Source organism: Dictyobacter halimunensis, from assembly GCF_036245075.1.
This window is the reverse complement of sequence record NZ_BSRI01000001.1, coordinates 1,946,131-1,963,816: the sequence shown is the minus strand read 5'-3', so window position 1 is coordinate 1,963,816 and position 17,686 is coordinate 1,946,131. Positions and strand designations below refer to the sequence as shown.

At 52.9% G+C, this 17,686-nt stretch carries 12 protein-coding genes and 1 pseudogene; 4 read left to right on the top strand and 9 right to left on the bottom strand.

Going from position 1 to position 17,686, the window contains the following annotated elements; translation table 11 throughout:
• Nucleotides 1–17 precede the first annotated feature (17 nt).
• A complete protein-coding gene (locus AABA21_RS07780) occupies nt 18–1,343 on the bottom strand; it encodes a nickel pincer cofactor-dependent isomerase, group 22 (protein WP_338248583.1) in 1,326 nt (441 codons plus the stop codon).
• 151 nt (nt 1,344–1,494) lie between these two features.
• Nucleotides 1,495–3,177 (bottom strand): oligosaccharide flippase family protein, encoded by a 1,683-nt coding sequence (locus tag AABA21_RS07775; RefSeq protein WP_338248581.1) that lies wholly within the window; start codon nt 3,175–3,177, stop codon nt 1,495–1,497.
• A 299-nt stretch (nt 3,178–3,476) separates the two neighbouring features.
• Here AABA21_RS07775 and AABA21_RS07770 point away from each other — a divergent pair, with 299 nt between their 5' ends.
• Nucleotides 3,477–4,085 (top strand): TetR/AcrR family transcriptional regulator, encoded by a 609-nt coding sequence (locus AABA21_RS07770; protein WP_338248579.1) that lies wholly within the window; start codon nt 3,477–3,479, stop codon nt 4,083–4,085.
• A gap of 77 nt (nt 4,086–4,162) precedes the next feature.
• On the top strand, nt 4,163–5,134 hold the full coding sequence (locus AABA21_RS07765) for an NAD-dependent epimerase/dehydratase family protein (RefSeq protein ID WP_338248577.1): 972 nt from the start codon (nt 4,163–4,165) through the stop codon (nt 5,132–5,134).
• Nucleotides 5,135–5,144: 10 nt separating this feature from the next.
• On the opposite strand, the gene AABA21_RS07760 is transcribed toward AABA21_RS07765, so the two are convergent.
• From AABA21_RS07760 to AABA21_RS07745, 4 genes are all read right to left on the bottom strand, one after another.
• Nucleotides 5,145–7,028 (bottom strand): hypothetical protein, encoded by a 1,884-nt coding sequence (locus tag AABA21_RS07760; protein WP_338248575.1) that lies wholly within the window; start codon nt 7,026–7,028, stop codon nt 5,145–5,147.
• A gap of 429 nt (nt 7,029–7,457) precedes the next feature.
• Nucleotides 7,458–8,786, bottom strand: a complete 1,329-nt coding sequence (locus AABA21_RS07755; RefSeq protein WP_338248573.1) for a cytochrome P450 — start codon at nt 8,784–8,786, stop codon at nt 7,458–7,460.
• 202 nt (nt 8,787–8,988) lie between these two features.
• The gene (locus tag AABA21_RS07750) at nt 8,989–9,621 is read right to left on the bottom strand and encodes a TetR/AcrR family transcriptional regulator (RefSeq protein ID WP_338248571.1); all 633 of its coding nucleotides are present in this window, start codon (nt 9,619–9,621) and stop codon (nt 8,989–8,991) included.
• Nucleotides 9,622–9,692: 71 nt separating this feature from the next.
• Nucleotides 9,693–10,355 (bottom strand): TMEM175 family protein, encoded by a 663-nt coding sequence (locus tag AABA21_RS07745; protein WP_338248569.1) that lies wholly within the window; start codon nt 10,353–10,355, stop codon nt 9,693–9,695.
• A gap of 592 nt (nt 10,356–10,947) precedes the next feature.
• On the opposite strand from AABA21_RS07745, the pseudogene abc-f reads away from it, so the two are divergent.
• Nucleotides 10,948–12,685 (top strand): annotated as a pseudogene (gene abc-f / locus AABA21_RS07740) (ribosomal protection-like ABC-F family protein).
• Here abc-f and AABA21_RS07730 read toward each other — a convergent pair.
• Nucleotides 12,682–14,325 carry a serine/threonine protein kinase gene (locus AABA21_RS07730; protein WP_338251009.1) on the bottom strand — a complete coding sequence of 548 codons (1,644 nt, stop codon included), beginning with the start codon at nt 14,323–14,325 and terminating at the stop codon, nt 12,682–12,684. The pseudogene abc-f and the gene AABA21_RS07730 sit on opposite strands and share 4 nt — an antisense overlap.
• Nucleotides 14,326–14,701: 376 nt before the next feature.
• Here AABA21_RS07730 and AABA21_RS07725 point away from each other — a divergent pair, with 376 nt between their 5' ends.
• Nucleotides 14,702–14,917 (top strand): hypothetical protein, encoded by a 216-nt coding sequence (locus AABA21_RS07725; RefSeq protein WP_338248562.1) that lies wholly within the window; start codon nt 14,702–14,704, stop codon nt 14,915–14,917.
• Between the two features lie 75 nt (nt 14,918–14,992).
• Here AABA21_RS07725 and AABA21_RS07720 read toward each other — a convergent pair whose 3' ends face one another.
• Nucleotides 14,993–16,267 carry a hypothetical protein gene (locus AABA21_RS07720; RefSeq protein ID WP_338248560.1) on the bottom strand — a complete coding sequence of 425 codons (1,275 nt, stop codon included), beginning with the start codon at nt 16,265–16,267 and terminating at the stop codon, nt 14,993–14,995.
• Nucleotides 16,268–16,393: 126 nt separating this feature from the next.
• Nucleotides 16,394–17,452, bottom strand: coding sequence for a LacI family DNA-binding transcriptional regulator (locus AABA21_RS07715; protein ID WP_338248557.1), 1,059 nt, complete (start codon nt 17,450–17,452; stop codon nt 16,394–16,396).
• Nucleotides 17,453–17,686: the final 234 nt, after the last annotated feature.

The following is a 17,686-nucleotide window of genomic DNA, read 5'->3' as shown; positions in this document are numbered from 1 at the left end:
GATCTTTTCTACAACAATCAGGCGTAAGAGCGCAAAATATGTTCAAAAGGTGTCAGGGTATTATCATCCGCTACATAAAATGGCTCGGCGGTTCCCAACAGCTCAATGTCGCAATCAGAGCGCAGGTGCTCCAGATTGGCCGGGCTAGCGAGCAGGTATTCCAGGCTCAAGGTATTCTTGATGCGCGCCAGGCGGACCTGGGTCAGATCCGGTCTGCCGCAGCTGCGGATCGCGGCCGCCACGGCTTCGCGCTCGGTCTCCATTATCGGAGGCAGCTTGGTAGAGTTTAAAGCGATCACGCCGGCTGTCAGACTATTAATATAAAACGACTGGCTATCCAGCTGCTCATAGAGTCGGGCGGTCGTAAAATCGGCCATTCCCATACCGATCGCGTTACCGTGCGAAGCCTCGGTAACGCGCAGCACAGCGATCGCCGTCGCCTCCACCGCCGTCCCCTTCTGGGGTCCCCAGCGCATGCGGCCGACAATATTGGGGTCCATGCCGGCCCCACTGATATTTTTCCCTATCTCATCCACCACCAGAACATCCAGCTCATCCCATGGCAGACGTGGCATCAAGGCGCGGGCACGCCCCAAAAGCAGGCGCTCAGGCTCGCCACCGATGCCCTCGGGAGGGACACAGGCGATCTCCGCCACCTCATCGTAGGCATTCTCAACGATCGCCAATCCACACAGGATAGCCGCATGGGAGACCGAGAACCGCGCCACCTCTGGGAGTTGCACGCACAGGCCATCCAGCCCCCAGGAGTGTAGCGTCAACGCGCCCTTATGCTTGCCCAGGCCGATAGCCAGCATCTTGGACAGGCCGCTCTCGATAGGAGCGGTGAAATCGGTGTGCGGCTTGACGCGATTGAGCACGATAATGCCATCCGCAGCATTGGCGGCGCGATCTATGTGGACTGGCAGTCCATTGGGCAGGGTACCCAGCAGATCCACTTCCAGTGAAGAGATGATGGGTGCTCCGCAATAGTCCTCGGTCACGCCCAGGCTCTCCACAATCTCACGCTGGCCCTCGGGTGTCGCCCCGCCATGGCTACCCATGGCCGGCACGATAAAGGGCTCGGCACCGTAGTGCTTCAAAGTCTCAGCCACGGTACGCACAACTAACGCCAGATTCGCGATGCCCCGGCTGCCTGCCGTGATCGCGATACGCGCCCCCGGCCTGATCTGCTCCCTTAAATTTCGGGACTCGATGGCCTCTACGACAGCGCCGGCGATATCCTCAACGCGAGGTCGCGGGAACCGCTGCCGCAACAACTGCAACGGCGGCAGAGGGACAGAAGAAAATAATTGATAGGTATCTCGATATGGGCCAAAAGCCATATGAAAACCTCCGACAGTGGGTGCTTGCATCTCCACACAACGGCGTGGCAGATGCATGAGAGGATGCGCTACATTTTTATCGGTTTATGCAATAATACCATATTAGCTCCAAAACACCCTTTTATTTTCCCGCGACAAGATACATCAGATATCACGAGGCCGGGCGCAAACTGAATTTACCGAGCAGGCGGGCAAAGACAAACAGATCCTCAGGAGAGAAGCGGAGGAGGATGAGGACGGAACAGTAGATGATAATGAAAAGGATCATTGTGCCAAGGGTAACCAGAATGCGAAGCACATCTGACTCAAATTGAACACAGTGCAGGAGAAGGTAACAGACCAGCGCTGCCAGGCCACCGGCCAGTACTGGTTTATACAATTTCCAGCGCAACGGCTGCATCTTCAGGTACCAGTTGACCCAACAAAAGCTCAGCCCATAGGTAACAAGCGAGGAAAGAAAGATGCTGAGCGCCGCTCCCAGGGCAGCATAAAGCTGAATCAGGATATATGAAAGAAAGATGTTAGCACCGATAGAAAGCGTGCTATTGATCATAATCAGGCGCGGTGGCGCCACCATAACGAAGATGTACGAGGCGGGTCCCAGCACGGCATAAATCAAAAAGCCAGCGCAGATAATGATCAACACCGTTTCGCAACCGGCATAGGCGGACCCAAAGCCTTGCAGCACTGCCTGCCGGAAGATCAGGAGCCAGAGAAAGACAGGCAGACTCAACGAAAGAGACCAGCGCGTTACCGCGGCATACATCCGCGTGATGCGCACTGGCAGGCCGTGATAGTGATACTCGGCAATCAAAGGGGTATAACGGACAGAGAGCGCCGCCAGCGGCATGGTGACAAATATCGCGGCCCGTTCGGCGACCAGGTAGCCAGCTGCCTGGCTAGGGGTAGCCAGCAATCCAAGCAGCAAGGCATTGAGCGTATCCGCTAACGCGTAGATCAGTCCATTAAAAAACATAGGCAAGCTCAACGCCAACCAGCGGCGCGCCTGGTAGCTGGCAGACACGCCATGCGGCGTATGCCGCTTCACGATACGCCTCAGCACCACGTAGCCAATCCCCACCGCGAATATATAGCCCACAATGGTTGAGAAGCTGAGCCCCTCCACCTTCCAATCCAGAAGAAAAGCCAGCGCTAGCATGATCAGGGTCAGAATCGGCTGTAACATGCGCTCGATATACATCTTCCAGAGCACTGCTTTAAAAGCCTGCAGACCCGCCGCGATCACCGTCTGCAGGGCGATCAATGGTATCAGTACGGTCACCTCGCGCAACAACAGGGTACAGGAAGCATCATGATAAAAGAACCGCGCGATCTGGGGAGCATAAACAAAGAAGAGCAGGCCAGAGAACAGGCCCAGGGCTGTAGTAATCAACAGAATAAAGCGGGTCAGGCCCACAACCAATCTCAGCTCACTCTTTAAGAGATAACGAGGAAGGAGGCGGACAAAGACAATGTCAAAGCCTGATTTAGCGATCCAGCCCAGAATATAGGTCAGGCTAAATATTTCACCAAACATGCCATAGACAGCCGGTGAAACCATGCGAGCCATCAGTATGTTCGCAACATAGCGAATCAGCGTCGATCCAAGATAGCCCGCGCTGACAACGGTACCACCACCCACGACCTCGCTCATATCTATACAGAGAGCCATCAATTCTTCCGACATCGATGCCGGAACCACAGATGTCACTGGCTCAGGTCGCACACACTCAGCAACCAGTACGTTATCGATACGTACATCGCCACCATGATCAGCCAGCCGAGATTGATGACCGTGCCGGGCTAATCGCTTGCGAGCACGTATTAGCGACATACATATACTCCTCCCGCCAACACTACCGCATCCAATAGTCGCCTTAACGGGGCCAAAATACCAATAAAAAACAATATAGCTGCAAACTACAGTATATTTTCATTTTACTGCCTTTGCAAAAAATTGATAGGTAAAAATTCCTAGACGATCTACTAGCTATATCTTCGATCGAAAGCACAATTTTAATGAATAAAATAGTAGGCGCCCTGTCGAATTGTCGGTGAGGCTTGACAGCGCACGATATGTCTGGTATATATACTTTATCGAACGTTGTTAAATTTTTTATCGGGGATAAAACCATGGGGATCAAAGAGCGACGCGAACGCGAGAAATACATTACCAGACAGGCTATTCTGGCTGCTGCGTTAGAGATCGCACGGCAAGATGGATGGTCCGCGCTCACCATTCGCAAGGTTGGCGAGCATATCGAATATAGCGCCCCCATGGTTTATGAGTACTTCAAAAACAAAGAAGATATGCTGCTGGAACTTCTGCAAGATGGGTTCCGTCAATTGACGGCCAGCATGCAGCAAGCCAGCATCTCAACCGCAGACGATGAAGAGCGCCGCCTGTTGGAGATAGCGGATGCGTACTGGCAGTTTGCCATGAACAACCCGGAACTCTACCAACTCATGCACGGTCTGGCAGGAGTGTCACTGGACAAAACAGTGATCGCACAGGCTGTACAGGCGAGCTGTACAGTCGCGCAAGAAGCCATAGTTGATTGGGCTGAAGAGCACAACGTCGCCATATCAGATCCTTTGGGGGCAACAGAGATCATCTGGAGCCTGCTACATGGACTGGTGAGCCTTACGCTGGTTGACCGTGTCGAGAAGGGGAAGGAACGCGCCAGAAATATGATGCACCACGCTATTCAAAGCCAACTCGCAGGCTGGAAAGTTTCGTAAAAGCATCAATCGGTCTTTTTTTACGTATTATCGAACGTTGTTAAATTTTTTTACTTTATTCAGAAAGAGGAAGAGACATGAACAATATAGCTAAGGAATTACACGTCATTTTTGGTAGCGGACCCGTTGGAACGACGCTGGCCGACGAGTTACTGGCGCGGGGCAAACAGGTTCGCATCGTCAATCGCAGTGGAAAAGGGCAGGTAACAGATGGGGTTGAACTGGTAGTTGGTGATGCATCGAAGTTGGAACAGGTTCAGGAGCTGGCCCAGGGGGCCGCCGTAATGTACAATTGCACCCACGCGCCCTATCACACCTGGCCGGAGACGCTTCCCCGTCTACAAGAAAACATGATCGAGGGGGCCGCGACAACGGGAGCCAGGCTGATAGTAATCGACACGCTCTATATGTATGGAGAGACCCATGGTGAACCGATGACCGAGGCTACGCCACATATCGCCACATCGCGCAAAGGCCGTCTGCGCGCCGAACTGGCCTGGGGCTATCTGCAGGCATATCGCACCGGCAAGGCACGCGTAGCCATCGGTCGGGCCGCCGACTTCTTTGGACCCCGCGTCCTCAACTCGTCGCTCGGGGAATATGTCTTCCCGACCATCCTGTCCGATCAGCCCGCGCTGACGATGGGTAACATTGACCTTCCCCATAGCTACAGTTATATGCCGGATATCGCCAGAGGCCTGGCAACGCTGGGTGAGCGCGAACAAGCACTGGGACGCGACTGGCTCTTACCGGTCAATCCAGCTATCTCGACCCGCGAGGTGTTCCGCATCATAGGCGAGGTCATCGGACAACAGCCACAGATCTTCAACGTGCCAACTATGGAGCAGATCCAGACCATGGGCATCATGGATGAGACCTTCGCACGCGAGTACGCCGAGCTGTTTTACCAGTACACCGAACCACAGATCGTTGACTCACGCACGTTCACACAGACATTTGATCTGCAGCCCACCCCCTTTGAGGATGCGATCCGCGCCACCGTCGCATGGTATCGCGGGTATACGCAAGCCACAAACGTAAGGGCATGAAGCGTACGGATCACGGCGTAATGATGCTGGTATTCAACATCGTTTTTTGCCGCTCACGGAACTGCATGCTATCAATAGCATGGGCATCCAGAAAGGCCGTAAGTGAAACAAAGAGCTGATATTCAATCAGCTTGAGATAGTGCTCCTTGTCCAATTGCTGAAAGTGGCGCTGATAATTTGTGGAGCAAGCCATCTCGCGCAGACTGGTGGCGGCCCCATAGTCAAACGTGGGCTTATGTTCAATCTCCTGTTGGGTACGTCGCCGCCTGATCCACAGCCAGTCCTTCAGCATATGTCCCACCAGGCGAAATGGGGTTAGCAAGATCAGCAGCGCGTACGCGGGAACCGCGACCTGACCAAATAGTTTCCAGAGGCAACGCAGGTCGAGTCGCGTGCGCAGCTCATCGATCTCCCGATAGCGCGCATCGATCGGTGGCAGAACATGATAGTGGCCCTCAATCAACAGATTATTGCCGCTACGATGGAAGCGCAGGAAAAAAGATAACACCAGGTCCCCCTGCCAGGAATCTATGCGATAGCATTGATAATAACGAACTGCATCATCGCTCATCTGGTCGCATGGACTGGTAAGCTCAGAAGCGGTCCCATCTTTATACATGCGCACAATTTCATCCTCCAGCCACGTCACCGGATGGGCAAAGGGGTTGGGCAGAAATTCCCTGCGTTCACTAATCGCTTTCCCATCGACATACAACCGATCCTCCACCAGCAGATTGCTTAGATTCAATTTCGCCATATCGTTGCCCAGAGTGTCATAGAGCTCGCTTAATGTAAAGGCCCGCGGATGAGCATTCTTCCCCAGCAGTGTCTTCCCACGAGAGATATCGATCACGAACGACCAGCTCTTCACGTGCACGCCCGAACCAGCGAACGGCGAAAACCCACTGTAAACCACTACATTGGCTGGATTCTCTGACAGACCTGTATTAAGATTCCATTCGATCGCCGGTGGTAAGGCCGTGCTCCCAGTATCAAGGACAAAGTTATTCCGGCGGAGCTTATACACATCGGGCCCATAATAGCACCAGCAACGCTCGAACATAATCACAATCCAGGCCAGCACGAACGGTATGACATAGGCGATAAAACTTACAACTGAAAAGGCCGGAATAATCAGCCAACATCCCAACACAAAAGCGACCAGTAGCGCCATGTCGCGCAAGATGAAACGTCGCCGGGCCGCCAGCGCCCAGCGAGCAATCGTATACACGCTGATGCCAGAAGTATCACCAAAGGCACGCACATTCTCATGGATAATATTGTTATTGACATAGTTACAAAACGCCTCATCGCTATAAGCGGCCATACAGAGATAGCGCGTGACCTCGGCAGAGCCGGGAAAGGTCATTTCAGGCGGCGGTGTCTCGGCCTCGACAGATGGGACACGGGGAATACTATGCCCTGGCATCATGGGTGGGACCCGCGCCTGTTCTATCTCCATCTCGACGGCGTCGGCCCTTGGGAAAGGTTGCGCGGTAGCCACGAACTCACTGATAGGTCGCCGGCCGGTAGCATGCCTGCTGGTGGGCGGTTGCTCATTGGCAGTCTGCCGCACCGCCACTAACTGAAACCTCACCCCAAAGTCACCCAGCGTAATCGTATCTCCATCGTGTAATTCACCGCGATGTGTTCGCTTCTGATTAATCGCCAGGTAACTGGCCACATTGGAAACGCCTATCATCAAATGTTCATGATCCTGCCAGATATGCGCGTGGCCGGGCTGCAGGCCGGGTATGCGAATCGTATCATTCAATGAGCTACCAATTGAAATCGAGAGCGAGGAAGAGATCTCATATCTCTGGCGAGCCAGCGGACCGTTTAAAAACTGCAGAAACATACGATATGGCGTAGATACACCCATTTCCATCTTCATGGTACCCCCTTACCAGATCTACCAACATGTTCATGCCAGATATCCACACACAGTATACACAATCATTGATATAAGAAACCCATAAAGATTTTCATACAGCCATATGCTCAAGTAAGGTGAGGAGCAGCTTCATAAGCATATAAGCATTTAAAATTATATTGGGGGTAAATTACCAGAAGGTACTATAAATCCGGTGGACGTAAGCGCCCCCCACACGCGCGGCCGCTACGCGGCCGCGCTGGTTGTTATGTATGTGGTGCAGCAGGGGTGTGCGAAAGCACACCCCTGCTGCACCACATACATAACATGGGCTGCTGAGCACTGGAGGTGCAAAAACGCATAGCGTCCGCAGGCAGTCGCACTCTTTTTTTAAGTTGGTGCATGGAGGTGCGCCTTCGCACCTCCATGCACCAACTTAAAATGGACCCTCTATTGGCGGGTCACGCGCATGTAGATGCCGTGCAGGGGCATGCCGGTAACACCATAGGCCTGGACGATGGTCTGGCCGGGGATAAGCTCCAGGTTATAGTTGCGTAGGATGTGGGAGGCCATGGCTTTGATCTCCACCTGGGCGAAGTTGATGCCGATGCAGATGCGTGGTCCACCACCAAAGCCAACCAGGGCGTATGGATTCTTCTTATGCTCCTCACGAGGAGCCGCGAAGCGATCGGGGTCAAATTTCTCAGGATCTTTGAAGATCTGTGGCAACATGTGTGAGCCAATGATGGAGTAGAACAGGAATGAACCAGCCGGCACGTGATAGCCGTTGAAGACAAAGTCCTCGGTCACGCCGCGTGGTCCATTGGGAACTGGAGCGTAGAGTCGCTCGGCCTCGCTGAGCGCGTTCTCCAGCACCTTCATACGCTTGATATCCTCTAAACCTGGATCAGCCTTCTGCCCCAGGATCTGCTCCTGCTCGCGCAGGATGCGCTGTGTGTAGTCGGGATACTGCGTCAGCAGGTAAAGCAGCCAGGCGCTCAGGCTGGTCGAAGTTTCATGGCCGGCAATCAGCAGAATGTTGACGTGGGCGATGATCTGCTCCTCGCTCATAGCATTGCCGGCGGCATCGCGGGCATTGACCAGCAGGCTAAAGACATCGTCCCCAGGATGGCGACGGCGCTCCTCGATCTTTGGATGCAGCAACTGGGCGATCTCATAATTGGTACGCTTCAGATGCTGTATAAACTCTTCCTGCGTGGTGATCGTCTCTGGTGCTTCCAGCAAAGACATGTAGAGCTCACGGAAACGATCAACTTCCGCTCCTGGCTTCAGGCTGGTCAACGCCTCGGCCGCCACCTCAAAGGTTAGCTTACGCGTCTCCTCATATACGTTGACCTCGGGACGCTCGGCCCAGCTCGCCACCTGTTCACGAATCACCCGATTCATCAAGGGCAGGTAACGATCCATATAGCTCACGGTAAAGGCCGGATTCATCACCTTGCGCTGCTGGTCGTGCTCGGCCCCATCCATGCTCAGCAGGCCACGTCCGAACATATCCACCACCGAGAAGATCGTTCCCCAGCCCACAAAATTAGAGAACTTCTGACGATTGCTCACCATCACAAAACGATTCGCCTCCGGTCCAACCATATAGACGATATCCGGCATATCGAAGAACCCTGAGCGAAAGATGGGTCCATGCTTTGTATAGGCCTCGGCCAGCAATTGTCCAAGGTGCAATTGGTAATCATCTGGCATAGTTACATAGGGAATAGCATCGTATGGGAGAGCCTGTGCTTGCTGGTCTACCGAATTCATAATTCTACTCCTTCATTGGTGAATGAAGTTCATTCACCAATAGCCATCAATAATATTTAGAATGGATCTACAGGGGTACGCACGGGCGTCCGCTTGCGCGCACGCACATGCAGTACGCGGGCAATGACTCTAATGAATGAACTTCATTCATTAGAGATTACGCCGCATAGCGGAAAAGGTTGTAGTTTTTAGATACGAGCATTTAGCTATCTGCTGAGGATCGCTTCGGGCCTTCACGTAAAGAGGGGCCCAGGAACAGGCGCTCAACCATCTCAATAAGATAGTCATGGTAGAGTTCCTCACGCTCGCCATTTTCGACCGCGAAGCACTGATACATCACATTGTCGCCCAATAAACATAGCAGCCGTGAATACATCTCTGTATGAAACGGGGCCAGTTCGCCACGATCAATGGCGCGCTGAAAAATCTCGGCCAGTATCGTGCTGATGCGATCATTGGAATCTTTATGCTGCAACATCTCTTCTGAAGACTGCATATCGGTCTGCAAAAAAGTGATCAAGTTTCTCTGTTCGCGACTGACCCGAAAAATACCATCCACCAGCGCCCTTGGAATCTGGGCAAAAGGCAGGCTTTGTAGCTTTGGATCCAGAAACGATGCGGCAATCATCTCGCCCACGTCAACCGCCACGGCTGTATACACATCGCGCTTATTGCGAAAATAGAGGTAGACCGTACCAACCGCGGTATTCGCCTCCCTGGCGATATCGGCGATGGTGGTCTCCTCGTAGCCCTTCTGCACAAACAGTGTGCGCGCGGCCGCCAGGATAGCTTCACGCTTTGAGCGCGATTCCGCAGATAATTTGCCCTGATCCATATATACCCACCTCCCTATTGAATGAACTTCATTCATTGTACCACTTCCAGTCAAAAAGCAACCAATGATCCTTATTCAGCTACAGTATCGCTATCCGCAAGCCGATCAGGCTGCTTGCGGCGGCGTGGAGATATTTCAGGCAAAGCAAAAAAGACGGCCAGTAAAAAGCTAAAGGCCACGCTCAAAGGCGCGCTGAACAGCGCAATGGCGATCGAGACCACGTACAGCAGCGGACCAAAGGAATACTGCCGGCTGATCTTGTTTACTTCATGCACATCTACCTTGTTGCCCAGCAGACGACCCTTATGCGAGGCATAGCGCCAGATGAGATTAAAGCAGGTCGCCATAGCTAAAAAGGTGATGCCATATAAAATAGCGGCGGTATGATACTGAGGTTCAGTAATATACTCAGCCAGAAGGGTGGTAGGCACAGGGATAAAGACGATGATCATCAATAACAGAATATTGAGAAAAAGCAGAGTGGTATCCGTGCGCTTGATGTGCTTGAAGACACGATGATGATTCAACCACATCACGCCAATGGTAAAAAAGCTGGTCACAAAGGCGAACAGCGTCGGCCCCTGCTGCCCGATTTCTCTCCACATTGCCCAATCATCCCTCAAATGGTTGGCATCAAAAGGAGAGAACTTTATATCCAGCACCAGCAATGTGATGGCCACAGCAAACACCCCATCGCTAAATGCCTCCAGGCGATTGGTATCTTTCTCGTCCACGTACAGCTATCCTTTTACTCGCGAAACGTATCCTCAAAAAAAGATGCACTGGTTGTTTGTGTTGGTGCACGGGCCGCGCAAATGCGCGGCCCGTGCACCAACACAAACAAGAATTGGGCACGCTCTAAGTATATCCCATAGAAGCTCTGCTTATGATGCTGCGGCCCTGTCTTTTTTCAGGTCTGGCGTGCTGTTGACAATGATAAGCAGGTCCGCTATAATGATGCATAGAAATTACGTTTTATACTTCAATCAGGAGAACAGACCCTTGGTGATCGCAATTATCAGGCAATAAGGCATCGTCACTTCCTTGTTTTTTACCATTGACGAAGCTTCTACTCATTATTGTTGCCTGTGTTATTGTGCTCATGAGCAGGGTAGCACTCCTCCTCTCTTCTCTATCACAGATTCACCGTTTTTCGTTTGCTACCTCAGCGCCAGTATGTATTGCTGTTCTTCAGAGACTTTAACCGCGCAACTGTAGTAGAATTATTCGCTCTGGTCGCATAGCTAATATGCATCGCATCCCAGATACCGCGTGACGTTGTCCTGCCTACATTTTTTCATTTGCACTGTTTACATATGGGCGACTATGCGCAGGCATAGCACGCTTTTAGCACTACCCATGCTGAAAAAGCATGTAGATAAGCGCGGTTTTATGCTGTTAGCAGTCAAAAATATTAGCAAGACATATGGCATTATTACGGTTCTCAATGATATCTCTTTTGTGCTCAACCGCCAGGAGCGCATCGGCCTGGTGGGGCCGAACGGGGTCGGAAAATCCACACTACTGCATATTCTTACCAGGCAGGAAAACGCTGACCAGGGTAGCGTCTCGTATGCTCATGGCGTTGAGTACGGCTTTCTGGCTCAGAGCACTCCCAATTTCTATGGACGCACCATCGATGATCTACTGCTAGAATCAGTGGGCAACCTGCGTCAATTGGAGACACGCATGCATCAGTTGGAGCAGTTGATGGCGCAGGTCGGCGAGCAGGAAGAGCTGGATCAGTTGCTGGAAGAGTACAACACCGTCTCAACGCAGTTTGTAGAGCGGGGAGGGTATGAGCTCGATCATCGTATCGACCGGGTTTTGGCTGGTCTGCGCATCGATTATCTTCCACGCACACAACCGGTAAGTACGCTATCGGGAGGTGAAAAGGCACGCGTCGGCCTGGCGGCCCTGCTCCTGCGCTCACCCGACGTGCTCCTTTTGGACGAGCCCACCAATCACCTGGATTTCGCCAGCATAGATTGGCTGGAAGGTTACCTGGCTGATTACCATGGCGCCCTGCTGGTTGTCTCACATGATCGCCATTTTTTAAATAAGGCCGTCAACCATATCTTCGAGATCGATGACCATCAGCACCAGCTCAAGATGTATACCGGCAACTACGACGCCTATGTGGAGGCCAAAAAAGCTGAGCGCATCCAATGGGAGGAAACGTACGAGCGGCAGCAGGAAGAGATGCAGCAGCTGCGCAAGCGCATCCGAGAGCTCAGGCAAAGCGCCAGCCGCGGCAGCTTTGGTCCCCCACGCGACAACGACAAGAATGCGCTCTACGGTCATACCCAGAGCAAGCAAAACTCATCGGCCAGTCGGCTGCGCGGCGCGGAACAGCAGCTCAAGCAGTTAGAGGCGGAAGCGCTACCCAGGCCGCCTAAGATCTTGCGGGTCAACTCCCAGTTTAATCCGGAGCAGACCATACAATCGGAGGTCGTCATCCGACTCTCACAGATCTCTAAAAGCTTTGGAGAGCGAGCGATCTTGCAACACATCAACGCGGAAGTGAATGCCGATGCACGTATCCTGCTGACCGGGGAGAACGGAGCCGGCAAGACCACGCTCTTCAAAATGATCATGGGACTGGAAGCGCCAGACGGCGGTGAGATCCAGTTCTCGCCCAGCGCACGCATCGGTTACCTGCCGCAAGATCCCTTGCTTGATCCCGAAAAAAACGGTGATCGAAACCTATCGCTATGACCAGATAGGTTTCGAGGATGAGCTTACGGGACGGCTGATCGGCTACGGGCTCTTCAAACTCGAAGACATGCCAAAGAAGATCGCGCAACTCAGTTTGGGCCAGAAGCGCAAGCTTGAGATCGCCCGGCTGATGGCGCGCAATCCCAACGTACTGCTACTGGATGAGCCCACCAACTATATCAGCCTGGACATCCTGGAGGCCTTTGAGCACGCCCTCCAGAACTTTCCGGGCCCTGTGATCGCCATTACCCACGATCGCTGGTTTATGCAGCGCATCGGCGGCATCATCTGGGAGTTAAAAGATGGTCAGCTCGTAACCTCGGAACCACCACAGCTGGTTCGCTAACAGCGAGGTGAAAGGGTGCTGGCGGTCGCGGTCGCACCGTTGAGCGCCCAGACCAACACATCGCTGCTGCGGGCATTAATCTGCATCACCGCGTACTGCCGACCCGGCACAAAATCTGTGGGGAGCGAGCCACTATACTGGGAAGGGACAATCATATTATTGTCCCCAACCGGGATGGTTACATTATCATTGCTGATATTGAGATAACCAAATTTGGCTACATAGCCGTTTGCTCCCTGTAGATGCACGCATTCAAGAATCGGCTTGACGGTGCCGGGTGCAACCGGCGAACTAACTGGATTGCTGGTGGGGACGGGCGTTGGCGTGGACGCTGGCGCGGCCTGTATTACCGGCGTGGGCGCCGGGGTAGTAGGGGTCGCGGTCGATAGAGGCACAGGGGTCGCGGTCGGAGTGGAGGTAACGCCGATAGTGGGCCGAAACGTCGGCATCGGCGTCGGAGACAGAGTCGCGATAGCCGTGGTCTGGATCCGCGCCTGCTGCGTTATAGTTGGGCTGGTGGTTGCCAACCTGGTAGGAACAACCTTCACCTCGGATCTGCCGTTAAAAAGAGACGCACCAGTGGCGAAAAAAGCGCCGGTCGCCAGCAGTAAAACCAGCAGTGCGGCCGACATCAGCAACAAACGTTTACGTATACGTGTACGTGATCGGCGCGGCGCGTTCAGCGATTGAGCCACACCGGCACTTCCAACTGGAGATGGTGAACCGGTGATCTTTGCCCCAATAGGTAATGTAGCAACAGCATCCACCACCGGCGGCTCAATAGCATCGAGGACGTTCAAAAAATCCTGCACGGAAGCGAAACGGGCGGCAGGATCTTTGGATAGCCCCTTGCTAATGGCGCGCGAGATAACGGCTGGCAGATCAGGGTTAAGCATATCGGGAGCGGGTGGCGTAACGTATGTATGTTTGTGCTGAAGCGTGGTGCGCGCCGCCCCGTCAAAGGGTGCCTTGCCTGTAAACAGCTCGTAAGCGATGGCCGCCAGCGCATATTGATCGGCCAACGCGCTCCGCTGGCCCATGAATTGCTCTGGCGCCATATAATGGCGTAACTGCGGCTGCTCATTGCCACTACTGACAATCTGCGTCGAAGCCAGCGAAGGTAAATAGAAATCTGACAGGACTATGTGATCCTTCTGCTCCGGTCCGGATAGCTGACCTTGATCTCTGGACGCGTCGTCAACTGCCTTTTCGGGTGCGCGCTGCATAAATAGCACATTGTTGGGCATCAGATTGCCATGGACAATGCCTTGTTGATGCGCGGCCTGCAGTGCCTCACCAATCTGGCGTATAATCGTCAGCGCTCTATACTGTGGCAGTGGCCCCGGCAAAAGCTGCTGCAGAGAACCCGCGGGCGCATACGCGCTAACGAACACCAGCCCCTGCCACGTTTTCCGTACCATCAACGGGGTCAGTATATGCGAATTTTTTAATGTCTGAAGACGACTGACTTCCTGGCGCAGGTGGAGATATGCCTGCTGCTGCTGTAAAGGTGTCATAAATGGCGTGAAGCATATTTTGAGAACGACCTCACGCTCCGAGCGCGGAAGCTGACCAACATAGACCAATGTCGATCCATGACGTGCCAGGGGACGAACCCTGGATTGTTCTGGCAAACCCATATCAGACACTATTTACATCCTTAATTTTCTTTTACCCTGCTTTTTTTTATTATACCTTGCAAATGAATAAAACTAAATATATGGAAACAACAATAGGAAGAAGAGAGTAGATGTAAATACGCTATTTCTATTCTCCTTAACCATACAGCGGATAAATTATATCAATAGGTTTATAGAAAATGTCAGGTACACTTTTTACTGGTGTGGATGAGCGCCCCCGAGGCACCAACGCATGAATGTTATTCTGTGATCGAGCCAGGGGCCAGCAGTGTAACTATTTGATGCTGGTGCTATTTCTACGTTCATACAGATATAAAGAGAAATTGTTCTGTACATAACTTGAAGATAAACGGTCAGCAGATATAAGGAGACCAGTATGTTTTTTCTACTCATAATCTTCTTTATGATTATCCTTTTTGCCAGTCTGGGCAGACTATTACGGCCCCGACGCTGGATGGGTTATGGCTACTATCGTCCATACCGACCATGGTTCTTCTTCCGCAGTCCATATGTGCGCCGCGGTTATTATGACGGTGGCTTCTATGGTCACCACCATCATCACGGTCATCACCACCATCATGGCGGCTGGTAGAGGCAGACTGACATACCAGTTTCAACGGATGGCGCCTCCTCTGCACGCAGAGGAGGCGCCATCCATGTTCAACGCCTATGAGATGATGGCGGGATTTTGTTTAATCTGCTCAATGGTTGGTTGGAGCGCGGGCGGGACAACCGGATCTTGTGGCTGGAGCTGGTGAGCCAGGGTATCGGCCGCGCTAAACACACTAAAGCGCCAGAGAAAATAGGCGTTTTCCTGCTGTGCGGGTGCGGCTTTACCAGTAACCGTGGATAGAAGCGGGACGGTGGCAAGGCAGCCCAACGCCCGGTTCCGGGTCGACGTAAACGACCAATGCTGCTGGATAGGCGACAGCGAACGTCTGGCGCCCGAGGACTGCGCGGTAACCGTTTCAGGCAGCGCAAGCACCTTGCTAATCATCAGCGTACAATTAGGATCATCAAAGGAACTATCCCCCGCCCGATGGGCCGTCACATGCCAGCCATGCTGATCCTGGTCCCAAAAAACCTGGAGAAAGGTATACTGCTGATCTCCAGGCGGTCCCTCCAGGTTGTTTTGAGACGTGGAGGGTACGCCAGGATCACGATAGGTCCAGGTGGGACGCGTAATCACGAATACCTCCCATGCGGGGATGCCGTGCCAGGTTTCTGGCTGGGAAGAGTACTGGGTACAGAACAGGCGACAATCGTTCCCCAGGCTATTCTGGCAAGAGATACCAATCAAGGGACCCTGACAGGCTGCCGGGGCGCTTACGTCGGTATCCAGCAGAAAACGCAGGTTGGCGGTCAGGGGATGGGTGGCAGTATGAACAGGTGAGCTAGCATTGTAAGTAAATGGTTCACCAGCACGAACCGTCTCCTGTGATTGCAACGTGTCCAGGTAAGCCTGGGTGGCCTGCAGTAGCGCTTGCCGCTGCTCAGGAGCCAGTGATGTTAACGAGGGACGCGATGAAAAACTGACGATATAGGTAGCATTCGCCTGCGAGCCATCCGTCACCTCACCCAGCACACAGTTTTGTGCGGGCAATGTGTGGACAGGGACCGTAAAGGTACAGCTCTGAGAAGGAAAAGGATAGGCATTCCACTGCAGGGTATGCTGTCCAGGAGCAAGACTAAGGGGCGTCTCCGTGGTTGCCTGCGGCAGATGATCCACGGGCTTACCATCCAGCACAGCTTTTCCCCACGGCGGTGACATTTGAAAAAAGAATGAATTTTCGCCCGCCAGCGATAAGCTTGCCTCCTGCGCGCCCCGAATTAGCCGCACAACATCGTTAATAGACCACTCCTGCGTCACTGTCGCTTCCAGAATAAGCAACAGAACAATGATAATGCCAACCTTGATGCCGATTTTTGCCTGTTTACGCAACCTGCTCCCCATTTATAGATCCAGCCACGCTGAATAAATACGCTGAACCAGTAAACGGTTCAAAGAGATCTCTCTATGTATTCTATCTTTTTTAAGCCGCGGGTCACAATAGTACAGCCTCCTGCTCTAGCGCGCGGGGTTGAGGGCTGAGGTTGAGGCACGTACAACAAGTTGAGTTGGTACGATCAACGGTGAGATGGTTTCTTCGCCGCTGATTAGTTGCAGCAGCCGTGCGACTGCTCCATTGCCGATCGCCTGCTTATCCTGGTGGATAGTAGTCAGGGGTGGATCGGAGTGCTGGCTGTGATCGATATTGTCGAAACCGATAAGAGAGACATCGCCTGGTACGCGAAGATTATGCTCTTTGAGCGCTCGCAAGATGCCGAAGGCCATCATATCACTATTGGCCACGATAGCGGTGAAGTCGCGTCGCTCGGCGAGCAGGGCAAGTGCCGCCTGATAGGCATCTTGTATCTCCCAGCCAGATTGGCAGACCAGGCGCTGATCAACCGAGAGCCCGGCACTGGCCATGGCCTGCTGATAGCCCATGAAGCGCTCGGTCCCGGTAATGGAGAAGAGTGAACCGGGGAAAAAAGCGATGCGCCGATGACCAAGCCGCAAAAGATGCTCGGTCGCCTGGATCGCCCCCCTTTTGTAGTCCGACTTCACATAGGTGGTGTGGCTCCCTTGAAACAGGTTATCGATAAAGACCGTTGGCATCGCCGAGCTGTACAATCCCTGCGTACGAGGATCGTCCACGCCCAGCGCCATGGTAATCACCCCCTCGACACCGCGCGCCTGCAGCGACAACACGTAATTCAAGGTGGGATCGCTCTCACTGTCAAAGGCGGTGTACGGACGAGTCGGCAGGAAGAGGTCATAACCAGCCTCAGCTACCGCCTGCTCAATAAAGCGCAGCAGTTCCAGGTAATAATGGCACTGTGTCAGAGAAAGCTGGGCAAAGTTTAAGCCACCTTCACCACCAAACATCGCCAGCGCGATCAAGCGCGAACGGCCGGGAGGTAGCGCCTTCGTAAAAATATTGGAGCCATAGCCAAGCGTGGTAATGGCGGCATAGATGCGCTGCCGCGTCTCCTCACTCACCTTTGCAGAACCATTGAGAACGCGGGATACCGTTGCCCGCGATACACCAGCCAATCGTGCAACCTGTTCACTGGTAACCATATAGAAATATATTCTCCTGCCGCGTCAGCCTGTTTATTTTTGTCCCTATAATTGATCCATATGCGCGTATGTACACATGTAACATCGCAGATACCACTATTACACAAAATCAAATCGATTGTCAAGCATCAAAGCATTGACATATATAGCATATAGAGGTTACAATTGTTTCATCCGAATAATATCTTCATCATATCCTTTCTAAATGTTACGCTTTTACAATTATTTAAGCCA

Excerpts from the sequence above, each read along its gene's own strand:
- AABA21_RS07780 (WP_338248583.1), bottom strand. The coding sequence starts at position 1,343 with ATGGCTTTTGGCCCATATCGAGATACCTATCAATTATTTTCTTCTGTC.
- AABA21_RS07750 (WP_338248571.1), bottom strand. The coding sequence starts at position 9,621 with ATGGATCAGGGCAAATTATCTGCGGAATCGCGCTCAAAGCGTGAAGCT.
- AABA21_RS07760 (WP_338248575.1), bottom strand. The coding sequence starts at position 7,028 with ATGAAGATGGAAATGGGTGTATCTACGCCATATCGTATGTTTCTGCAG.
- AABA21_RS07755 (WP_338248573.1), bottom strand. The coding sequence starts at position 8,786 with ATGAATTCGGTAGACCAGCAAGCACAGGCTCTCCCATACGATGCTATT.
- AABA21_RS07725 (WP_338248562.1), top strand. The coding sequence starts at position 14,702 with ATGTTTTTTCTACTCATAATCTTCTTTATGATTATCCTTTTTGCCAGT.
- AABA21_RS07775 (WP_338248581.1), bottom strand. The coding sequence starts at position 3,177 with ATGTCGCTAATACGTGCTCGCAAGCGATTAGCCCGGCACGGTCATCAA.
- AABA21_RS07715 (WP_338248557.1), bottom strand. The coding sequence starts at position 17,452 with ATGGTTACCAGTGAACAGGTTGCACGATTGGCTGGTGTATCGCGGGCA.
- AABA21_RS07765 (WP_338248577.1), top strand. The coding sequence starts at position 4,163 with ATGAACAATATAGCTAAGGAATTACACGTCATTTTTGGTAGCGGACCC.
- AABA21_RS07770 (WP_338248579.1), top strand. The coding sequence starts at position 3,477 with ATGGGGATCAAAGAGCGACGCGAACGCGAGAAATACATTACCAGACAG.
- AABA21_RS07730 (WP_338251009.1), bottom strand. The coding sequence starts at position 14,325 with ATGGGTTTGCCAGAACAATCCAGGGTTCGTCCCCTGGCACGTCATGGA.